General features: G+C 69.7%; 17 protein-coding genes. 11 read left to right on the top strand and 6 right to left on the bottom strand.

The genetic code is table 11. The annotated features are described in order from the left end of the window. The first annotated feature begins 241 nt into the window (after positions 1-241). Complete coding sequence (locus EJ913_RS05375; RefSeq protein WP_126995571.1) at positions 242-505, top strand: DUF3072 domain-containing protein; 264 nt, start codon at positions 242-244, stop codon at positions 503-505. Positions 506-624: 119 nt separating this feature from the next. On the opposite strand, the gene EJ913_RS05370 is transcribed toward EJ913_RS05375, so the two are convergent. After that, on the bottom strand, positions 625-864 hold the full coding sequence (locus tag EJ913_RS05370) for a hypothetical protein (protein WP_126995569.1): 240 nt from the start codon (positions 862-864) through the stop codon (positions 625-627). 225 nt (positions 865-1,089) lie between these two features. Here EJ913_RS05370 and EJ913_RS05365 point away from each other — a divergent pair, with 225 nt between their 5' ends. Together EJ913_RS05365 and EJ913_RS05360 are read left to right on the top strand one after the other, a co-directional pair. Beyond that, on the top strand, positions 1,090-2,331 hold the full coding sequence (locus EJ913_RS05365) for an O-antigen ligase family protein (protein WP_126995567.1): 1,242 nt from the start codon (positions 1,090-1,092) through the stop codon (positions 2,329-2,331). A 52-nt stretch (positions 2,332-2,383) separates the two neighbouring features. Continuing rightward, positions 2,384-3,322 carry a glycosyltransferase family 9 protein gene (locus EJ913_RS05360; protein WP_126995565.1) on the top strand — a complete coding sequence of 313 codons (939 nt, stop codon included), beginning with the start codon at positions 2,384-2,386 and terminating at the stop codon, positions 3,320-3,322. A gap of 30 nt (positions 3,323-3,352) precedes the next feature. Here the strand turns inward: EJ913_RS05360 and EJ913_RS05355 are convergent, their stop codons facing one another. After that, positions 3,353-4,972: a glycosyltransferase family 39 protein gene (locus EJ913_RS05355; RefSeq protein WP_126995563.1), complete on the bottom strand. Its 1,620-nt coding sequence runs from the start codon at positions 4,970-4,972 to the stop codon at positions 3,353-3,355. Positions 4,973-5,137: 165 nt separating this feature from the next. On the opposite strand from EJ913_RS05355, the gene EJ913_RS05350 reads away from it, so the two are divergent. Then, on the top strand, positions 5,138-6,283 hold the full coding sequence (locus tag EJ913_RS05350) for an HflX-like GTP-binding protein (protein ID WP_126995561.1): 1,146 nt from the start codon (positions 5,138-5,140) through the stop codon (positions 6,281-6,283). Positions 6,284-6,383: 100 nt separating this feature from the next. Then, positions 6,384-6,770, top strand: coding sequence for a DUF2934 domain-containing protein (locus EJ913_RS05345; RefSeq protein ID WP_126995559.1), 387 nt, complete (start codon positions 6,384-6,386; stop codon positions 6,768-6,770). Between the two features lie 12 nt (positions 6,771-6,782). Here the strand turns inward: EJ913_RS05345 and EJ913_RS05340 are convergent, their stop codons facing one another. From EJ913_RS05340 to EJ913_RS05330, 3 genes are read right to left on the bottom strand one after another with little or no spacing between them, the layout of a single operon-like run. After that, the gene (locus tag EJ913_RS05340; RefSeq protein ID WP_126995557.1) at positions 6,783-8,321 is read right to left on the bottom strand and encodes a DHA2 family efflux MFS transporter permease subunit; all 1,539 of its coding nucleotides are present in this window, start codon (positions 8,319-8,321) and stop codon (positions 6,783-6,785) included. Positions 8,322-8,347: 26 nt separating this feature from the next. After that, on the bottom strand, positions 8,348-9,475 hold the full coding sequence (locus tag EJ913_RS05335) for an HlyD family secretion protein (RefSeq protein WP_126995555.1): 1,128 nt from the start codon (positions 9,473-9,475) through the stop codon (positions 8,348-8,350). Between the two features lie 34 nt (positions 9,476-9,509). Continuing rightward, positions 9,510-9,929, bottom strand: coding sequence for a MarR family winged helix-turn-helix transcriptional regulator (locus tag EJ913_RS05330; protein ID WP_244939252.1), 420 nt, complete (start codon positions 9,927-9,929; stop codon positions 9,510-9,512). A 268-nt stretch (positions 9,930-10,197) separates the two neighbouring features. On the opposite strand from EJ913_RS05330, the gene ilvD reads away from it, so the two are divergent. Together ilvD and EJ913_RS05320 are read left to right on the top strand one after the other, a co-directional pair. After that, a complete protein-coding gene (ilvD, locus tag EJ913_RS05325) occupies positions 10,198-12,063 on the top strand; it encodes a dihydroxy-acid dehydratase (RefSeq protein WP_126995551.1) in 1,866 nt (621 codons plus the stop codon). Positions 12,064-12,293: 230 nt separating this feature from the next. Continuing rightward, a complete protein-coding gene (locus EJ913_RS05320; protein ID WP_126995549.1) occupies positions 12,294-15,392 on the top strand; it encodes an ATP-binding protein in 3,099 nt (1,032 codons plus the stop codon). A 28-nt stretch (positions 15,393-15,420) separates the two neighbouring features. Here EJ913_RS05320 and EJ913_RS05315 read toward each other — a convergent pair whose 3' ends face one another. Beyond that, a complete protein-coding gene (locus tag EJ913_RS05315) occupies positions 15,421-15,726 on the bottom strand; it encodes a ribbon-helix-helix domain-containing protein (protein WP_238520813.1) in 306 nt (101 codons plus the stop codon). Positions 15,727-15,924: 198 nt separating this feature from the next. On the opposite strand from EJ913_RS05315, the gene EJ913_RS05310 reads away from it, so the two are divergent. From EJ913_RS05310 to EJ913_RS05295, 4 genes are all read left to right on the top strand, one after another. Then, on the top strand, positions 15,925-16,119 hold the full coding sequence (locus tag EJ913_RS05310) for a hypothetical protein (protein ID WP_126995547.1): 195 nt from the start codon (positions 15,925-15,927) through the stop codon (positions 16,117-16,119). 122 nt (positions 16,120-16,241) lie between these two features. Further along, on the top strand, positions 16,242-17,510 hold the full coding sequence (locus tag EJ913_RS05305; protein ID WP_126995545.1) for a YcaO-like family protein: 1,269 nt from the start codon (positions 16,242-16,244) through the stop codon (positions 17,508-17,510). Beyond that, positions 17,507-18,250 (top strand): TfuA-like protein, encoded by a 744-nt coding sequence (locus tag EJ913_RS05300; RefSeq protein WP_126995543.1) that lies wholly within the window; start codon positions 17,507-17,509, stop codon positions 18,248-18,250. The genes EJ913_RS05305 and EJ913_RS05300 overlap by 4 nt, the downstream gene beginning before the upstream one ends. A 77-nt stretch (positions 18,251-18,327) precedes the next feature. After that, positions 18,328-19,038: a Crp/Fnr family transcriptional regulator gene (locus EJ913_RS05295; RefSeq protein ID WP_126995541.1), complete on the top strand. Its 711-nt coding sequence runs from the start codon at positions 18,328-18,330 to the stop codon at positions 19,036-19,038. Positions 19,039-19,180: the final 142 nt, after the last annotated feature.

Raw genomic sequence — 19,180 nt, 5'->3', positions numbered from 1 at the left:
TGTGACGGTTCGATAAACCCATGCCGGCGGCTCGGGTTCCGGCGAACCGCGGCTTTTGCCCCTGATGGGTCAATGGCGGCAGCGAAGGGGGGCGAGTCCGAATCTCCCATCGACGCTCCGCGCTGCCGGTTCCGGCATGACCGCCCCGCCCGCTTCGAGCGTCGGTTTTCCGATGGGCGGGATGGAACGTTCCCGCCGATAATTTGTTCGCTATATGTTCCATTTTTCGGAGATGAGAGCCATGACGACCAAACACGGGAACGAGCGGCACGCTCCGCACGATGCCCCCCACAACGAGAACCCGAAGATCGGCGAGGACACGTCCAACCGCGACAAGGCCCCGGAGGACTGGACCACCGGTGACGAACCGATGACCGGCGCCCAAGCCTCTTATCTGAAGACCCTGAGCGAGGAAGCGGGTGAAGGCTTCGACGGCAGCCTCACCAAGGCCGAGGCCTCCAAACGCATCGACACGCTTCAGGAAAGGACCGGGCGCGGGACGTGATCGACACACCGGAGCGCAGGGGGCCGTTGATCGATGGGCGTGAGTGAACTCCGTCGACCGGAGCGAGCCGGTGACACGGGTCTGCACACCGCTTCAAAGCCCCCTTGAAAGCTGCCGCTTCAGGCAAGCTTGCGGAAACGCCAAACCCGCTCCGGTGCCGGTTCGGCCCGCCGCGCCACGCGCCCTTGCGCCGGCGGCGGGTCGAAGCGATCCGCCAGCCGGACGGACAAGCTCAACAACGCGTAGAGCAGCAGAAAGGCGCCGACGCTCATCGCCACCGTCTGGGTTGCCGCGAACTCGACCAGCGCCGGCAAGAGACCGGGAGCAAGACCGGTCGAAACCAGGATCGGATCGGACATGACGGAACCCTCCCGACGCATCAATTCGCATTTATATAAAATTTACCAGAAATCCATGTCACTGCAAGCCGCGTTCGTTGGGCCGCCCTTCCACCGGCTGTGCCAAAAACAAGCCGGCGCATGCCGCGCAAGGCCGGGCGCTCACCGCGCCCCGGCGGTCGTCGTTGCTTTCCCACCGGAATGTCTGTTAAGTCGCGGCCGGTTCCGGCTGTCCCGATCGAGTCCATGGCCCTCTCCCCGTCGCGTCACGTTTCCTCGATCGGCCTTCCCGACGCGGCGCTTGCAGCGACAGCCGGGGTCGCGGCCGGGCTGATCGGACCGCTCGCCGCCATGGCGCCGCGCGGCATGCCGGTCTGGGCCATCCTCTTCACGGTGATCGCGCTGGCCGGGCTGGTCCGGCGCGGGGTATTGGGACGGATGGCGCGCGCCCTGCCGGGCATCGCGGTGGTCGGCGCCTTCCTGCTGCTGGCCTTGGTCTCGGGCCTGTGGAGCCCCTCCGACCGCATCCTCGCCACGGTGGCCGAGATCGCCTACGTCGCGGTCGGCGCGCTGGCCGGTGGGGCGTGGGTCGCGCAGATGCCAGGGGTGGAGGCGCGGCGGCTCGCCGGGTTGTTCCTGGGCGGGCTGCTGGCCGGCATCGCCTTGTTCGGGACCGAGGCGCTGCTGGACTTCCCGCTGCACCGCTGGTGGAACGCCATCCCCGACGCCGACGTCGTCCACCTCGTCTACAGCAACGTGCCCAAACGGACCGCCGCCCTGCTCTGCCTGTTGGTCTGGCCGGCGGCGCTGGCCATCGACCGGATCGGGCGGCGCGGCCTCGCCCTGCTGCTGCCGGGCGTCTACGCGCTGGTGTGCCTGCCGCTGACCAGCCGGTCGGCGATCCTCGGCATCGCCATCGGCATCGTCCTGTTCGCGCTGACCCGCTGGTCGGCGCGGCTCGGGCGGGCGCTGCTGGGCGGGGTGGTGACGCTGGGCTTCGTCGCGGTGGTGCCGCTGGCGCTGTTCCTCGACCGCATCCTGAACCTGGAAGGGGCGGGCTGGCTGTTCGCCTCGGCCCGCCACCGGGTGGAGATCTGGAGCTTCGCCGCCAACCGCGCGCTCCAGACGCCGGTGTTCGGGCAGGGCATCGACGCGTCGCGCGCGCTGGAGCCGCAGGGCGAGGTCTCGCGCTTCGCCACGATGGGCGACAGCCTGCTGCCGCTGCACCCACACAACGCCTTTCTGCAGGTCTGGCTGGAGCTGGGGGCGGTGGGCGCCGGGCTGGCGCTGGCCGCGACGCTGATGCTGCTGGCCGGGACCAAGCGCATGGCCGAACGCGACCAGCCCTTCGCGCTGGCGCTGTTCGCCACGGCTCTGGCGATGGGCAGCACCGCCTATGGAATCTGGCAGGCGTGGTGGATGGCGGGGTTCCTCGCTGCCGCGCTGATGCTGCGGCTCGCCGCCCGTGTGCCGGCGGACGACCGATGAAACAGGGCCGATGAAACAGGGCCAATAAGACATAACGAGTGAGACACGACCGATGAGCCGCATCCTCGTCATCAAGCTGGGCGCCTTCGGCGATTTCATCCTGGCGCAGAGCGCCCTCTCGGCGATCCGCCGCCACCACGCGGGCGATCGGCTGTCGCTGCTGACCATCCCGTCGCTGGCCCCGCTGGCGCGGATGAGCGGCCTGTTCGACGAGGTGCTGGAGGACCCGCGCGAGCGCACCCTGTCGGCCTATCTGCACGTGCGGCGGCTGCTCCGGGCCGGACGGTTCGACCGTGTCTACGACCTCCAGGGGCAGCCCCGCACCGACCGCTATTTCCGCCTAATGTTCCCCGGCCCCTGGCCGGAATGGTCGGGCACGGCGCGCCGGGCCTCGCACTCCGACCGCTACGAGGGCCGCCGGACAACGTCCGTGCTGGCGCGCTACACCCGGCAGCTGGCGCCCTTCGGCATCGTGCCCGACGCGGCGCCGGACCTGTCCTGGCTGGACGCCGACATCGACCGTTTCGGCCTTGCGGCGCCCTTCGCGCTGCTGATCCCCGGCTCCTCCTCCGGACGGCCGGACAAGCGCTGGCCGATGCGCCGTTACGCCGAGGTCGCCGCCGCGCTGGCGGAGCGCGGCGTCACCCCCGTCGTCCTCGGCACCGCCATCGAGGTGGAACTGGCCCAATCCATCGTCGGGCTCTGTCCAAGGGCCCTCGATCTCACCGGCAAGACCGACGTTCCGGAACTGGCCGGGTTGGCGCGTCGGGCCTGGGCGGCGATCGGCAACGACACCGGGCCGACCCACTTGATCGCCGCCGTCGGTTGCCCCACGGTCGCCGTCTTCTCCGACGCGTCGAACCCGATCCACAGCATCGGCCCGCGCGTGGTGGTGCACCACCGGCCGGCGTTCGACACCATGGACACCGCCGGCGTCCTCGCCGCCCTTGAGCGCGCGCGCCAGCTGAACAAGCGGACGCAAGCCAGTTGAAAAGGCGGGCGCGGGTCTCCTGAAAGCGCCTCAGCGGCAGAAGGGGAACGGCCCGACCCGCGGCATGTAGACCGGGATCCAGTCGCAATGGGTTGCCGGGTTGGGCAGCCGCCGGGTCTCGACGACCGGCCAGGCGTGCGCGGCCACCACCACCAGAACCACCCCGCCGAGGATCGCCCGGCGCGGCTTCGCCCGGTCGAGCAGCTCCGGCATGCGGGCCAGCACCCAGGCGGCCGACAGCACCGCCAGCGGGTCGGTGTAGGCCGCGTAGGCGCGCTGGAACCCGCGCAGCGAGAACAGCGCCTCCAGCCCCCAGGCCACCAGCAGCAGGAACAGCGCCTGGACCGCGGCCAACCGCTCGCCCCGCCGCCACAGCACCGCCGCGCCGGCCAGCGCGAACCACTCCACGACGATCGTCTGGGGGATGTTGTCGGGGTGGAGGACGATGGTGCGAATCGCCAACGTGCGCCCGACGCCGCTCAGCAGCAGCGTCAGCAGCCCCTCGCCCACCACCTGCTCCTGCCCCTGCAGGGCGGTGGCGTGGCGCCAGGAGGTGAAGACGAACATGTGCTCGACGAAGTTCGCCACGGCGATGACGTTCTGTTCGTTGGGGCGCAGATCGAGCGCCAGCAGTCCCAGCGCCAACCCCAGCAGCACCGCCGCCGTCGCCGTCGCGGCGTGGGCGCGCGGCACCCGCCAGACCCAGGCGTGGACCGTCATGCCCAACAGCGCCCAGCCGGCGACCAGCCCCTGATAATGCCCGGACAGCCCACCGCCCACCGGCTTGTAGGGGTAGACCGCCCGGCCCCAGCCGGCGATGCCCTCGGCGATCAGCCCGGCCGCCGGGACCAGCGCCGCCAGCGCCAGCGCGCCCACCAGTACAGCCAGCGTCCAGGAGCCTGTGGAGTTGCCGGCCCCCTCGAAGCGCCGCCCGAACAGCAGCGCCACAACCGGGATGCCCAGCGCCAGGAACACCGCCTGCACCTTGGTGACCATCGCCAGCCCAACCAGAAGACCGGCCAGCCCGAGCAACAGCGCCGGCTTTCCCCCCGGCGGGCGCCGCACCGCGACCAGCACCAGCAGCAGCGCGGTGATGACGAAGCCGGCCGACAGCAGGTCGGTCCGCATCTGCCGCCCCTGCGCCGTCAGGCCGACGCCGAAGGCCACCAGGATTCCGGCGAGCAGAGCCACGCGCCGGTCGCCGACGAGGCTTTTCACCAGCGTGGCGTAGACAATGGCGAAGACGGCGGTCAGCAGGATCGACAGCGACCGACCGGCCTCGACCAAGCTCTGCCACGCCGCCGCCGTGGCCGCCGGATCGGCGGCGGGCGGCAAAGCGGACAGGGTCGCCACCGGCAGCAGCCCCAGCCCGTGCAACAGCCGGTACCAGCCGTCGATCACCAGGAAATAGCCGTAGCCGGGATGGTCGAAATACTCCTGCGGCAGCCCGTCGCCGAACAGCAGACCGTGATAGGCCAGCACCAGATCCTGGTCGGCGTGGACCCAATAGGGCAGCCGGAAGCCGACCAGCAGCACCGACAGCGCCATCGCCGCCGCGATGCCCAGGCACAGCGCCCACCAGGGCGCCCGCGACAGGCGTAGCAGGAGCGGCGCTTGGGTTGCGGGAACGGTCGTCGTGGGAAGGGGCATGGCGGAAGGGCTCGGTCCGGTCGTCATCGGCGCCGGGGTTGTGGCACGAGTCCGCCCCCCTTGGAAGCCGCGTCTTGGGAACCGTGTCCACAGGCGCGTTGTTGATAAGACGCCTGCCCGCCGGGGTGTCCGCCGGGTGGTAGCCCAAGGGAGCCCAGCCGACCCATGACCCTCTTTTCCGCGACCGATCCCGCAACGCCCGTGGCACGGGCGCTGGTCGTGACCCCGGTGTTCCACGGTGTGCCGGACGGCATGGCCGACGGCGACGCGCGGCTGGACGAGGCGGTCCGCCTGACGCGCGGCATCGGCGTGGCCGTGCCGCACGCGGAGACGGTCGCGCTGGCCGGAACCAAGGCCGATTCGCTGTTCGGCCGCCTGGGAGTCGAACGGCTGGGCGGCCTGATGGAGGCGTTCCACGCCGACCTCCTCGTCGTCGACCACCCCCTGACCCCGTTGCAGCAGCGCACGCTGGAGCGCGGCTGCCTCGGCAAGGTGGTGGACCGCTGCACCTTGATCCTGGAGGCGCTCGCCACCGAGGCCGCCGACACCGAAACCCGGATGCAGGCGGACCTCGCCGCCCTGCAGTTCCAGCGCGGGCGGTCGATCCGCTGCTGGAGCCATCTGGCGGACCGGCGCGAAGGGTTGGGCTTCCAGACCACGCTGGTCGGCATGCCGGGCGATACCCTGCTGGAAAGCCACCGCCGCCGCCTGACCGAGCGCATCGCCGGCCTCAAGCGCGCCTTGGCCGAGCTGCGCCGTGCCCGCACCCTCCAACGGGCGGACCGCAAGGCGGCCGGCATCCCGACCGTCGCCTTGGTCGGCTACGCCGGGGCCGGCGTCGCAAGCCTGCACGCCCGCCTGTCCAGCGGGATGGAAGCCCGCCTGCCGTCGGGCCGCATGATCGACCTCGCCGTCGGGCTGCCCGTCCTGGCCGACCTGCCGCACAGCGTGGTCACCGCCTTCGGCGTTACGCAGGACGCGGTGCGCGAGGCCGACCTCGTCCTGCACGTCCGGGATCTTTCGGACCCGAACGATGTGGCCCACACAATGGCGGTCGAGGCTTTGCTGGACCAACTCGGGATCGGTCCGGCCGATCCCCGGCGGCTGGAGGTCCGGACCAAGGCCGACCGCCTGGAGGCCACCGCTCGGGCTGCGGTGGCCCTGCGCATGGCCGACCGCGAGGACACGGCCGTTCTGGTCTCGGCGGAAACCGGCATGGGACTGGACGAGTTGGCCCAACGGATCGACCGGCACCTCCACTCTTGGCAGCCGGCCATGCCGTTGCGGGCGGACGGGCCGGCCTTGGCCTGACCTCTCGCCCGATCCCCCGTTCGGAGTGCCTCGCAGGAGTGGCTGTTCAACCTTGGCGCCAAGCTGTCAAAAAGCGATTCTGGTCGAGGAGCGAGAAACGATGAGCGACAAGGGCGATATTCAGGACCGCATCAGCCGCCGCGCCCACGAAATTTGGGAGCGCGAGGGCCATCCCCATGGCCGGCACGACGAGCATTGGGCGCAGGCCGAGGCGGAAATCCGCGCGGAGGACGGCGCCAAGCCCGCCGTCACCCCCCAGGGGCCGGCGACCGCGCGCAAGGCGGGCGCCAAGAGCACCCGCGCCGCCGCCGAGGATCTGTCGTCCGTCGAGTCCGCCGGCTCCACCCCCGCCGCGCCCAAGGCGACGGGCAAGGCGGCCTCCAAGCCGGGCAAGTCCGGTAGCGCCGCCAAACCCGCCGATGCGAAGCCGGCCGAGAAACAGGCCCGTGCCCGCAAAGACAACGGCAAGAGCGCCTCGACGCACTGACGCCGCCTCCCACTACTCCATTACCGCGGATTCATGCGCCGATCCGCCGGCCGCAGCCCCCGGCTTCGGACGGCGGAGCAGCAGCAGCATCGGGATCACCAGCAGCGCCACGTACATCATCAGCTTGAAATCGTCGAGGTAAGCGATCATCGCGGCCTGCCGCGTCACCTCGGCGTTGAGCATGCCCAACGCCTGCGGCGCGGCCTCCACCTGTTCGGTCAGCACCGACTTGAACGGGGTGAGATGCGCCGCGAGATTGGCGTGGTTGATCTGGGTGTTCTGCGACAGCAACGTCATCACCACCGAGATGCCGACACTGCTGCCCAGGTTGCGGACGAGGCTGAACAGGCTGGCCGCGTCGGTGCGCAGACGCGGCTCCAGCGTCGCGAAGGCGATGGTGCTGAGCGGCACGAAGACCAGACCCAGCCCAAGCCCCTGGACGATGCCACTGACGATGATCGGCGTGCGGTCCATGACGATGGTGAAACCGGTCATGTACCACAGCGACCAAGAGGTCAGCAGGATGCCGGCCAGGATCAGCAGCCGCGCGTCCACCGCCCGCACCAGCCGCCCGACCACCAGCATCGAGATCATCGTGCCGATCCCGCGCGGCGCCAGCACCAGCCCGGTCGTCACCGTTGGGTAGCCCAGCAGGTTCTGGAGCATCGGCGGCAGCAGCGCCATGGTCGCCAGCAGGATCACGCCGATGACGAAGATCAGGATCAGCCCGGTGACGAAGTTGCGGTCGCGCAGCAGATGCGGGTCGATGAAAGGCTCGCGCGCCGTGTTGCCGTGGGCGGTGGCGATGTGGACCGCGAACACCCAGAAGGCGCAGACGGCCAGCGCCGTCTCGACCAGGATCTCGGTGGACCCGAACCAGTCGAGTTGCTCGCCCCGGTCCAGCATCATCTGGAAGGCGCCGACCGCCAGCCCCAGCATGGCGAAGCCGAAGAGGTCGAAGCCGCGTGTCCGCCCCTTGGTCTCGTGCAGGAAGACCAGCATGCCGAAGAAGGCCAGAATTCCGACCGGCAGGTTGATGTAGAAGACCCAGCGCCAACTGAAGCTGTCGGTCAGCCAGCCGCCCAGCGTCGGCCCGGCGATGGGACCGACCATGATGCCGGCGCCCCACAGCGCCATCGCCTGCCCGTGGCGCTCCTTGGGGTTGATGTCGAGCAGCACCGATTGCGACAGCGGCACCAGCGCCGCGCCGAACACGCCCTGCACCAGCCGGAAAGCCACCATCTGGCTCAGGCTGCCGGCCAGCCCGCACAGCACCGAGGCGCTGGTGAAGCCGGCGACCGCGATGAGGAACAGCCGCTTGCGCCCGAACCGGTCGGCCAGCCAGCCGGTGGCCGGCGTCGCGATGGCCGCCGCCACGATGTAGGAGGTCAGGACCCAGGTGATGGTGTCCTGCGCCGCGCCCAGGCTTCCCTGCATGTTGGGCAGGGCGACGTTGGCGATGGTGGTGTCGAGCACCTGCATGACGGTGGCGAGCATGATCGACAGGGTGATCATGCCGCGATGCGGGGTCTCGTGGTGGTCGGCGGCCATGGCTGCGCTCGGTCTTGCGGAACGGGTTACGGAATCATCGCCAGCGCGCCGCGGATCGGGCCGGGAAGCGGCCGGGTGAAGTGGGTGTCGACGTCGACCTGGGCGCTGAGGCCGGTGCGCAGCGGCACCGCCGGCGCGTCGCGGTTGTCGGACGGGTCGATCCGCAGCCGCACCGGCACCCGCTGCACCACCTTCACCCAGTTTCCGGTGGCGTTCTGCGCCGGCAGCAGCGAGAACTCCGACCCCGTCCCGGCGCCGATGCTCTCGACCCGCGCGGTCAAGGTGCGGCCGGAATAGGCATCGATGACGACCGTCGCGGTCTGGCCGACCTCCATGTGGGTCAGGTCAGTCTCCTTGAAGTTGGCCTCGACCCAGCTCGACCCGTTCATCACGAGGCTGACCGCCGACAGCCCCACCGTCATGTATTGGCCGATCAGCAGCCGGTCGGTCTGGCTGACCACCCCGTCGGCCGGCGCCCGCACCACCGTGTGGTCGAGGTCACGCTGCGCCGTGGCGCGCTTGGCCATCGCCTCCAGCACCGAGGGGTGGCGGTCGGTCGGGATGGCCGGGTCGCCGCCCAGCGCCGCCCGCGCGCTGACGACCGCCTGCTGGGCGGTGTTCAACTCGCGCTCGGCGGCGGTCAGGTCGTGGCGCACGGAATCGTATTTGGCCCGCGCGGCGACGCCGGTGTTGAGAAGATCCTTCTGGCGCTGGAACTCGCCCTTCTGGAACTCGACGTTCTCGGCCGCCGTCGCTTGCTTGGCGATCTCCTCGCCCAGGTCGGCGCGCAGCTGCTCCACCTTCAGCCGGGCCGAGGCCAGCGCCGCGTCGGCCTGTTGCAGGGCCAGACGGTAGGGTTCGTCGTCGATGCGGAACAGGATCTGGCCGCGCGCCACCAGCTCGTTCTCGTGCACCGCCACCGCGACGACGCGGCCGGACACGTCCGGGCTGACCGTAACCTTGTCCTGCTGGATGTAGGCGTTGTCGGTGGAGACGTAGCGCTCGCCCACCACATACTCGTACCCTCCGCCGAGCGCGACGGCGACGGGCAGCGCGGCCATCAGGAGCCAGCGGCGCCAGCGTCGGCGGCGGACGGGCGTGGCGGAGGTGGATTTTTCGGCGGTGGGGGAATCGCGGTCGATCACGGCACTCATCGGAGTCAAGTCCCGGCAGGAAGGGATGGCGGTCTCAGGAAACGGTCGCGGACCGATCCGTGCCCTCGCTCTCGGCGGGGCGGCGGTCGGACAGATTGTTGCGCACCTGCGCCAGCAGCGCGCCCAGCTGCGCCTCGGCGTCCGGGGGCATGCCGGCCAGCGCCTCGGCGTAGACTTCGGCGGCAACGGCGCGGCCCTGCTCCAGGATGGCGTGGGCCTTCCCGGTCAGGCGCAGCAGACGGGCACGCCGGTCGTTCGGGTCGGGATGGCGCTCGACCCAGCCGGCCTCCTCCATCCGGTCGATCTGGCGGCACAGCGTAATCGGCTCGACCTCCAGCAGATCGGCGAGACCGGCTTGGTTGATCCCCTCGTTGCGGAACAACATGGCGATGACGTTCCACTGGGCACGGGTCAGGCCGAGATGGCGCGCGCGCTGGTCGAAGCGGCGACGCAACAGGCGAGCCGTGTCGTTCAGAAGCAGACCAAGAGTCGGAGCGGGAGATGGAGACGGGTGCGGCATGCGGGTGCAATCATAAGCTCGCTTATCACTCCATGGACAATGATAAGCTTGCTTATCATTGGCAACCGTTACGGCACGCATGGCAGGCCCACACCGGTGTCGCGGCTCTGGAATCGGCGACAGGAGATTGCTAAGGTGCCCTCCCGTTTCATCCATTCCTTTCGCCAATCCGCGAAACGCGCGACCAGTCGAGGAAACATCCATGCCGCACTACCGTTCCCGCACCTCCACCCACGGCCGCAACATGGCGGGCGCTCGCGGATTGTGGCGGGCCACCGGCATGAAGGACGGTGATTTCGGCAAGCCGATCATCGCCATTGCGAACTCCTTCACCCAGTTCGTCCCCGGCCACGTCCACCTGAAGGATCTGGGCCAGTTGGTCGCCCGCGAGATCGAGAAGGCCGGCGGCGTCGCCAAGGAGTTCAACACCATCGCGGTGGACGACGGCATCGCCATGGGCCACAGCGGCATGCTCTACAGCCTGCCGTCGCGCGAGCTGATCGCCGACGCCGTCGAATACATGGCGAACGCCCACTGCGCCGACGCGCTGGTCTGCATCTCCAACTGCGACAAGATCACGCCCGGCATGCTGATGGCCGCGATGCGCCTCAACATTCCGGCGATCTTCGTGTCCGGCGGTCCGATGGAAGCCGGCAAGGTCAACTGGCGCGGCAAGGTCAAGGCGGTCGACCTGATCGACGCCATGGTCGCCGCCGCCGACCCGACCGTGTCCGACGAGGAGGCGGCGGAGATGGAGCGCGGATCCTGCCCGACCTGCGGCTCGTGTTCCGGCATGTTCACCGCCAACTCGATGAACTGCCTGACCGAGGCGCTGGGCCTGTCGTTGCCCGGCAACGGCACCATCCTCGCCACCCACGCCGACCGCAAGGAGCTGTTCCTGGCCGCCGGCCGCATGGCGGTCGACCTCTGCCGCCGCTGGTACCAGGAGGAGGACGCCACGGCCCTGCCGCGCGGCATCGCCACCAAGGCGGCCTTCGAGAACGCGATGACGCTGGACATCGCCATGGGCGGCTCGACCAACACGGTGCTGCACATCCTGGCCGCCGCGCAGGAGGGCGAGGTCGACTTCACCATGGACGACATCGATCGGCTGTCGCGCCGCGTCCCCAACGTCTGCAAGGTGGCGCCCGCCGTCGCCAACGTCCACATCGAGGACGTGCACCGCGCCGGCGGCATCTTCGGCATCCTGGGCGAGCTGGACCGCGCCGGGCTGCTGAACCGCGCGGCGCCGACTGTCCACGCCCCGACGCTGGGCGACGCCATCGACCGCTGGGACGTGACCCGCACCCAGGACCCCGCCGTCCACACCCTCTACAAGGCGGCCCCCGGCGGCATCCCGACCGTGGTGCCCTTCAGCCAGGAGCGCCGCTGGCCGGAGCTGGACCTCGACCGCGAGGCCGGCGTCATCCGCAAGGCCGAGAAGGCGTTCAGCCAGGATGGCGGTCTGGCCGTGCTGGCCGGCAACATCGCCGAGAAGGGCTGCATCGTGAAGACGGCGGGGGTCGACGCCTCCAACCTCGTCTTCGCCGGCCCGGCCCGCGTGTTCGAAAGCCAGGACGACGCCGTCGCCGCCATCCTCGGCGACACGGTGAAGGCGGGCGACGTGGTCATCATCCGCTACGAGGGTCCGCGCGGCGGCCCCGGCATGCAGGAGATGCTGTACCCGACCAGCTACCTGAAGTCGAAGGGGCTGGGCAAGGCCTGCGCGCTGGTCACCGACGGGCGCTTTTCCGGCGGCACGTCCGGCCTGTCGATCGGCCACGTCTCGCCGGAAGCGGCGGGCGGCGGCGCCATCGGGCTGGTCGAGGAGGGCGACCGCATCGAGATCGACATCCCCAACCGCATCATCCGCCTCGCCGTCGCCGACGAGGAGTTGCAGCGCCGCCGAGACGCGATGAACGCCAAGGGAGCCGACGCCTGGAAGCCGGTCTCCCGCGACCGCGTCGTGTCACCGGCCCTACGCGCCTACGCCGCGCTGACCACCAGCGCCGACCGGGGCGCCGTGCGCGATGTGTCGCAGGTCGAAGGCATCGCCATCCGCCGGTAATGGCCGCGGTAAAAAAATTCTTGTAAGCCCCTGAGAAAGAAAGCGCCGCGTGCAGACACGGCGCTTTCTTTTTGAACGAAGCTCCGCATATTCCATTATGTATGGGTTAGCCAAACGCGAAAAAGAATCTCAAATGCGTCTCTTGGGTATCCACAAGCGACGAAATGCATGCTCTAATATGTCAACGCAACGACCGCCGGGGGGCGGCGAAGGCGGAGGCGGAGAGGATCATGGGAAGCATCGGGGGCGTTCCTCCTCCTGATTCCATGCGTCCGGCGCGTGCCAAGACGCCGGAACGCAAGGTGCTGACCATGATGTTCGTGGACATCGTGAGTTCGTCCGCGCTGGTCGCCGGCCGCGATCCCGAGGACGCCGACCAGATCCTGCTGCCCATTCTGCAAACCCTGGTCCAGGCGGTGCCGCGCTACGGCGGCATGGTCGCGCAACTTCTGGGCGACGGCTTCATGGCCGTGTTCGGCGCCCCCGACGCGAAGGAGGATCATGCCCTGCGCGCCTGTCTGGCCGCGCAGGACATTGTCCGGACCACCGTCGAGTCCGACCTTCCCGACTTCCAGATCCGCATCGGCATCAGTTCGGGCGAGGTCGTCGCCCATGTGGTGGAGAGTGGCTTCTGGGCCGATTACCGGATGGTCGGCGAATGCGTCCACGCCGCCGCGAAGCTCCAGCAGCGCGCCGACCCCAACACCGCACAGTTCAGCCGCGACACGCTCGACCTGATCCCGGTCGGGGTCGTCGCCCGCCCCGTCGGCAGCCTGACCCTCGCGAAGGGGGTCCCGCCGATCCCCGCCTTCACGCTGGAGGGCGCGCGCGCCGTGCGGCGAACCGCGACCGACCTGCTGCTGTCGGCCGACGCGCCCTTCGTCGGCCGCGTGGCGGAGGCCGCGACCTTGTTCGCCATGGCCGATCAGGCGGAAGCCGGCACGCCCTCGCTGCTGCTGCTGCGCGGCGAGGCCGGAATCGGCAAGTCGCGGCTGGTCGGCGAGTTCTTCCGCGACCCGCGCAGCCGGCGCTGGAACGTCCTGCCCTGGCCGCAGATGCCGATCCGCCGGCTGGGCGACCCCGACGATCTGGAGGCGGTGGCGCTCAGCCTCGCCGTCCAGCTGACCGGCTCGGCCGAGGGTGCCGGGCCGTCCCGGATCGCCGACGCGGCCGGGCGGCGGGCCGGCGCGCTGGCCGCCGACGCGGTGCGCGGCCTGTTCGGGCTGCCGGCTGTGGACCCGCTGTGGTCCGGCCTCGACCCGGCTCAGCGGCTCAGCCTGACCATCGACGGGCTGGTCGGCGCGGTGCTGGAGCTGGCCTCAAGCGGCGGCTTCGACGGGCGGCCCATGCTGGTCCTGGTGGAGGACGCCCATTGGGCGCGCCCCCTGATGGTCCGGCTGCTCGACGCGCTGGCCGCCGCCCTGCGCGGCAGCGGCGCGCGCCTTCTTCTGGTCGCCACCATGCGCCCCCCGGCGCTCCGCCTGGAATCGGCGCCGGAGGGGTGGAGCGGTCCCCAGGGCGCGCGCCGCATCGACCTCGACACGCTCGACACCGGGCAGGTCCAGAGCTTCCTGGATTACTGGCTGGGCTCCGACTGGTCGCTGGCCGAACTCAAGGCCCAGGTGACCGAGCGGAGCCAGGGCGTCCCGCTCTACCTCGAGGAGATCCTGCGCACCCTGGAGGGGAGCGGGGCCATCACCGGCGCGCCCGGCGCCTACCGCCTCGCCAACCCGGCGGCGCTGCCCCCTGTGCCGCGCTCACTGCACGGTCTGCTCGCCGCGCGCATCGACCTGCTGGAAGCCGAGCCGCGCCGGGTCCTGCTGCACGCCGCCGTGGTCGGGCCGACCTTCGACGTGGGGCTGCTGCGCGCTCTATCCTCCGCATCGGGCGACTCGCTGCCAGCGCAACTGGCCTATCTGGAGCGCGCCGGCTTCATCCTGCGCGCCCGCCTGCTGCCCAACCTGGAATACGGCTTTCACCACGCGCTGATCCGCGAGGTCGCCTACGCGACGCAGACCAAGGCCGACCGCAAGGGGCTGCACGGCCGGCTTCTGATGGCGCTGCGCCAGCGGCGCGACCATGATCTGCCGAACCGAATCGACCTGATGGCGCATCACGCCTTCATGGCCGAGAACTGGCCGGCGGCTTATGCCTGCGGGCGCAAAGCCGGCCGACGCGCCGAATCCCGCTCGAAGCTGGAAGACGCCACGCGCCACTACCGGAACTCCCTGCAATCGGTGCAGGCGACCGCCGCGTCCCGGCGGAACGCGTCGCGCCAAGTCGATCTTCTGATCGCGCTGCCCCGCACGCTGCTGCCGCGCGGCGGCACCGACGTGCATGATTTTCTCAATCTGGCGCGGAGCCTCGCCGAGGAATCCGGTGATTCCATCCGGTCGGCACGCGCCAGCTCGATGCTCGCGTCCTTCCGCTGGGCTTATGGCGAGTTGGACGAGGGCCTGGAGTTGTGCCTTCAGGGCTTGAACGCGCTGGAAGCGCTTGATAGCCGGGAAACCCGGGTCCAGCTTCTGTTTCGCCTGGGCGGCATCCTGGCCGACAAGGGCTATTTCAAACGGGCGCTCGACACGCTGGACTCCGGCAGCGCGCTGATCGACGCCACGCTCGCGCGCAGCCATTGCGGGTTGGCGACGTTGGCCACCGTGCATCCCTGGAGCGTCGGCGCTCGCAGCCTTGCCGAACTCGGCCGGGGAACCGAGGCGGTTGCGGCCGGAATCCGGGCGGTGGAGATCGCGGAGGAAAGCGGCCACGCCTTCTCCCGCATTTTCGCGAACGCCCATCTCGGCTGGACCTGCCTCATCCTCGGCGAGATCGACCGCGCGATTTCCCCTCTTCAGGAAGCCCTGTCACTGTGCGGCGCGGCGCGGGCGCCGCTCTGGCACCCCTTGATCGCGGCAGGACTCGGCTACGCGCGGGTCATGCAGAAACGCCACGCCGAAGGGTTCTCGCTGTTCGAGGACAGCTTCGCCACGTTCCGGCGGCAAGCCGGAAAAGATGGGCGTTTTCATCCACGCGTCAGCCTGCCGCCTGTTTTGCTCTGGCAAGCCAAAGCATTGGACTCAACAGGTCGGCACGGCGAGGCTCTCGACGCCGCCCGTCATGCCCTGGAAGCCTCGGTCGCCACCGGGCAGCGGGCCTACGAGGCGCATGCGGGCTTCTTTCTTGCCGACGCCACTCTTCGCCGTCCCGCCGCATCGGGGGCTGGCAGGACCGACGGGACGGAGCTTCTGAAGCGAGCGGAAACGCTCGCCCGTCAATTGTCCATGGCGCCACTGATCGACGCGTGCGGCCGGCGCCTCGCCACGGTCGCCTGATCGACCACCGCCGGACGCTCCGGCATGGTCAAGCGCGTTCGACCGCCCGGAAATAATCGAGAACATAGCTGCGGATCGCGCTGGACAGCGTGACGTTCGGCGGCCGGTCAGCGTCCAATGCGACGCAGAGTTCCTTCACAGGGCATCCCTCGCGTTCCGCGATGGCGTCCAGCCCCTCCCATACGGCGGTTTCCAGTCGAAGCCGCGTCTGCCGGTCGCGGAGCGGAACGGTGCGGGCGGCAACCAGAGGCCAAGCGACCAAAGGAGCGTGGTCGAGGACGGCCATGGACCGATCGGCGGCTCTCCCCAGCGACGGCATCTTTTCCGGCTGCATCTCGACGGTCCTTTCCCGAATGCTGCGTGGCGGCTGGCGGCTGGCGGCTGGCGGCTGCGAAGGCGATTCCTACGCTTCCACGTGGGGTCGCACTGTGAAGAATTTCACAGCGCGACCTCTCTTCGAAATCGAATGATCCGGCCGACAGAAACGAACAATCCCGTTCGCTCCCAACGTCGACAGCAAGGCCTCATCACGATGAACAACATCTCGCAGACTTCGATGGTTCGCGGCGCCGATGGCCGTCTCTACGCCGTGACCGGCCGTGGCGTGTCCGAGATCGCCGAGACCGGCGCCGCCGCCGCGCAAGCCAACGTCCGCGTCGGCAGCCGCAGCGGCTTCGACACCGCCGATTACGAAGCCGGCCGCATGAACATCACGCCGGGCGCCTGAGCGACCGGCACTGTCCGCTCAAGGATCGTGGCGGTCGGCGCCATCCATCGGCCGGCCGGCCACGAACCTCGGCGCGGCGAAACCTTGCCCGCTTCCTCCAACCGAACCCCGAGCGCCCCGCAATGCCCTTCGATCTGCTCGATGTCCGGACCGCCATCGCGGACGCGGTCAAGGCCCACACGGTCGGCACCCACCGGGTCATGGCGCCGGAACAGACCCTGGCGCGGGTCGCCCCGTTCCTGCCCATCATGGGCATCACGCGGGTCGCCAACGTGACCGGGCTCGACAGCGTCGGCATCCCCGTGGTGATGGTCACGCGGCCCAATTCCCGCTCCATCTCGGTGTCGCAGGGCAAGGGCGTGACGCTGGCCGCCGCCAAGGCGTCGGGCGTCATGGAATCGATCGAGAGCTACCACGCCGAACGCATCACGCTGCCGCTGAAATTCGCCAGCTTCGAGGAAATGCGCTGGACCCATCCGGTGGTCGACGTCGGCCGCCTGCCGCGTCTGGCGACCAGCGCCTACAGCCCGCACAGCCCCATCCTGTGGATCGAGGGCGAGGATCTGCTGAACGGCGGCCGCAAATGGGTGCCGTTCGAGACGGTCCACCTGAATTTCACCGTGGCGATGGCCCCCGGCCAGGGCTGCTTCCTGCCCAGTTCCAACGGGCTCGCCTCGGGCAACCACCGGACCGAGGCGATCAGCCACGCGCTGACCGAACTGATCGAGCGCGACGCGACCACCCTGTGGCGCCTCTTCGGGGCTTCCGCGCAGGAGGACACCCGCATCGACCTCGACAGCGTCGACGACCCCGTCTGCCGCTCGCTGATCGACCGCTTCGACGCGGCCGGCGTCGAGGTCGGCGTCTGGGAGATCACCAGCGACCTCGGCCTGCCCGCCTTCCTCTGCCGCATCGTCGAGCGCGAGGATCTGCCGCAGCAGTCGGTCCGCCCGGCCAGCGGCATGGGCTGCCATGTGGCGCGCGAGATCGCGCTGTCCCGCGCCCTGACCGAGGCGGCGCAGAGCCGCCTGACCTTCATCGCCGGCGCCCGCGACGACATGCCCCGCGCCGAATATGACCGCCACCTCGACCCGGCGCGCCACGCCCAATGGAAGGCGCGCATCACCGCCGGGGCAGGGCGGCGCAACTTCGCCGGCTGCCCGACCAGCTTCGCCCCGACCATCGAAGCCGATCTGGAGCACCAGTTGGCGCGCCTGCGCGCCTGCGGCATCGACGAGGCGGTCATGGTCGACCTGACCAAGCCCGAATTCGGCATCCCCGTGGTCCGCATGGTCGTGCCGGGGCTGGAAGGGCTGGACGAATCCCCCGATTACCTGCTGGGCGCCCGCGGACAGCGCGCGCTCGGCCCCACGATGGAGAAGGCCGCGTGAGCGAGGTTTTCGTTTTTCTCGGCCCCACCCTGCCCCGCGCCGAGGCCGCCCCGGAACTGGACGCCACCTTTCTGCCGCCGGTGGCGCAGGGCGACGTGATCCGGATCTGCGCCGAGAAGCCCAAGGCCATCGGCATCGTCGACGGCTTCTTCGAGAGCGTGCCGTCGGTCTGGCACAAGGAGATCCTCTTCGCCCTCCACGCCGGCATTCCGGTGTTCGGCGCGTCGAGCATGGGCGCGCTGCGCGCGGCGGAACTGCACCCCTTCGGGATGGTCGGCGTCGGCGCGATCTTCGAGGCCTACCGCGACGGCCGGCTGGAGGACGACGACGAGGTCGCCGTGGTCCACGGTCCGGCCGAACTCGGCTACCCCGCCCTGTCGGAGGCGATGGTCAACATCCGCCGCACCCTGGCCGACGCCGTGGCCGAGCGCGTGGTGTCGCGGGACACCGGTTTCCGGCTGGAATCCATCGCCAAGGAGCTGCCCTACCGCGACCGGGGCTACGGCCGCGCGCTGCGTCTGGCCGCCGACCTCGGCCTGCCGGCGGACGAACTGTCGGCGTTCAAGACTTGGCTGCCGACCGGGCGCTTCGACCAGAAGCGCGACGACGCCCGCCGGATGCTGCGGACGATGCGCCGCCACCTGGACCACGACGCGGCGGTGCCGGAAGCCCGTTTCCATTTCGAACGCACCGCCCTGTGGGACCGCGCCATGCGCGAGGCGACCCCACTCGCTATGTGAGAAGTTTCCCGCTACACTGATCGCGTCCCGCGTGGCAGGCGCCACCCGGAACGAGAGCGTGCTTGCGGGATGGGCTGATGAGCGTGCAGACGGACGTGACGGCGGTGCTGCGACGCAACCGTCTGCTGGGGGAACTGGATCCCGCCCAGATGGCGGAGTTGGTTGCCTTGGGCCACACGCTGCGGTTCGACGCCGAGCGGACGATCTTCGACAAGGGCGATCCGGGCGATTGCCTCTACGCCGTGCTGAAGGGGCAGATCGCCATCCGCACCTCGTCGGCCGACGGCAAGACGATGCTCCTGAACATCCTGGATTCGGGCGACGTCCTGGGCGAGATCGGGCTGCTCGACGGGCGGGAACGAACCGCCGCCGCCGTCGCCCTGCGCCCGACCGAGCTGTACCGGATCGACCGCGCCGACTTCATCCCCTTCCTGGAACGCCACCCCCGCCTGTGCACCCGCATGATGATCGTGCTGTGCGAACGGCTGCGCTGGGTGTCGGAGAACATCGAGGACGCGGTCTTCCACGACGTGCCGCGCCGTCTGGCCCGCCGCCTGTTGCTGCTGGCCGACAGCTACGGGCAGCCCTCGCCGTCCGGCCTGCGGATCGCGCAGCCCCTGTCGCAGGAGGCGCTGGCGAACATGCTGGGCGTCACCCGCGAGATGGTGAACAAGAGCCTGGGCGCCCTGCGCAAGACCGGAATCGTGACCTACGCCAAGGGCTTCATCGTCATCAACGACCTCGCCCTCCTCCGGGACATGGCGGGAGATCCCGAACGCGTGTCCTGACCCAAAGGTTACCTGCCGAAAGTTTTGTTCCCAAAACATCATTCAATCAGGCTATAGTGTGAAACAGCGCAAGGAAGACGTGCAGGTTTCAAGAAGGTTCATGGCCATGTCGAACGAAGGGCAGCGGGCGGGGCGCAACAAT

Source organism: Azospirillum doebereinerae (genome assembly GCF_003989665.1).
In the GTDB taxonomy this organism is placed as follows: domain Bacteria; phylum Pseudomonadota; class Alphaproteobacteria; order Azospirillales; family Azospirillaceae; genus Azospirillum; species Azospirillum doebereinerae.
Note: the sequence above shows the minus strand (reverse complement) of the source record. Positions and strands in the feature narration are given on the sequence as shown.

Bases quoted from the DNA above. Each gene is read 5' to 3' on its own strand.
- EJ913_RS05375 (WP_126995571.1), top strand. From the start codon at position 242: ATGACGACCAAACACGGGAACGAGCGGCACGCTCCGCACGATGCCCCC.
- EJ913_RS05370 (WP_126995569.1), bottom strand. From the start codon at position 864: ATGTCCGATCCGATCCTGGTTTCGACCGGTCTTGCTCCCGGTCTCTTG.
- EJ913_RS05365 (WP_126995567.1), top strand. From the start codon at position 1,090: ATGGCCCTCTCCCCGTCGCGTCACGTTTCCTCGATCGGCCTTCCCGAC.
- EJ913_RS05360 (WP_126995565.1), top strand. From the start codon at position 2,384: ATGAGCCGCATCCTCGTCATCAAGCTGGGCGCCTTCGGCGATTTCATC.
- EJ913_RS05355 (WP_126995563.1), bottom strand. From the start codon at position 4,972: ATGCCCCTTCCCACGACGACCGTTCCCGCAACCCAAGCGCCGCTCCTG.
- EJ913_RS05350 (WP_126995561.1), top strand. From the start codon at position 5,138: ATGACCCTCTTTTCCGCGACCGATCCCGCAACGCCCGTGGCACGGGCG.
- EJ913_RS05345 (WP_126995559.1), top strand. From the start codon at position 6,384: ATGAGCGACAAGGGCGATATTCAGGACCGCATCAGCCGCCGCGCCCAC.
- EJ913_RS05340 (WP_126995557.1), bottom strand. From the start codon at position 8,321: ATGGCCGCCGACCACCACGAGACCCCGCATCGCGGCATGATCACCCTG.
- EJ913_RS05335 (WP_126995555.1), bottom strand. From the start codon at position 9,475: ATGAGTGCCGTGATCGACCGCGATTCCCCCACCGCCGAAAAATCCACC.
- ilvD (WP_126995551.1), top strand. From the start codon at position 10,198: ATGCCGCACTACCGTTCCCGCACCTCCACCCACGGCCGCAACATGGCG.
- EJ913_RS05320 (WP_126995549.1), top strand. From the start codon at position 12,294: ATGGGAAGCATCGGGGGCGTTCCTCCTCCTGATTCCATGCGTCCGGCG.
- EJ913_RS05315 (WP_238520813.1), bottom strand. From the start codon at position 15,726: ATGCAGCCGGAAAAGATGCCGTCGCTGGGGAGAGCCGCCGATCGGTCC.
- EJ913_RS05310 (WP_126995547.1), top strand. From the start codon at position 15,925: ATGAACAACATCTCGCAGACTTCGATGGTTCGCGGCGCCGATGGCCGT.
- EJ913_RS05305 (WP_126995545.1), top strand. From the start codon at position 16,242: ATGCCCTTCGATCTGCTCGATGTCCGGACCGCCATCGCGGACGCGGTC.
- EJ913_RS05295 (WP_126995541.1), top strand. From the start codon at position 18,328: ATGAGCGTGCAGACGGACGTGACGGCGGTGCTGCGACGCAACCGTCTG.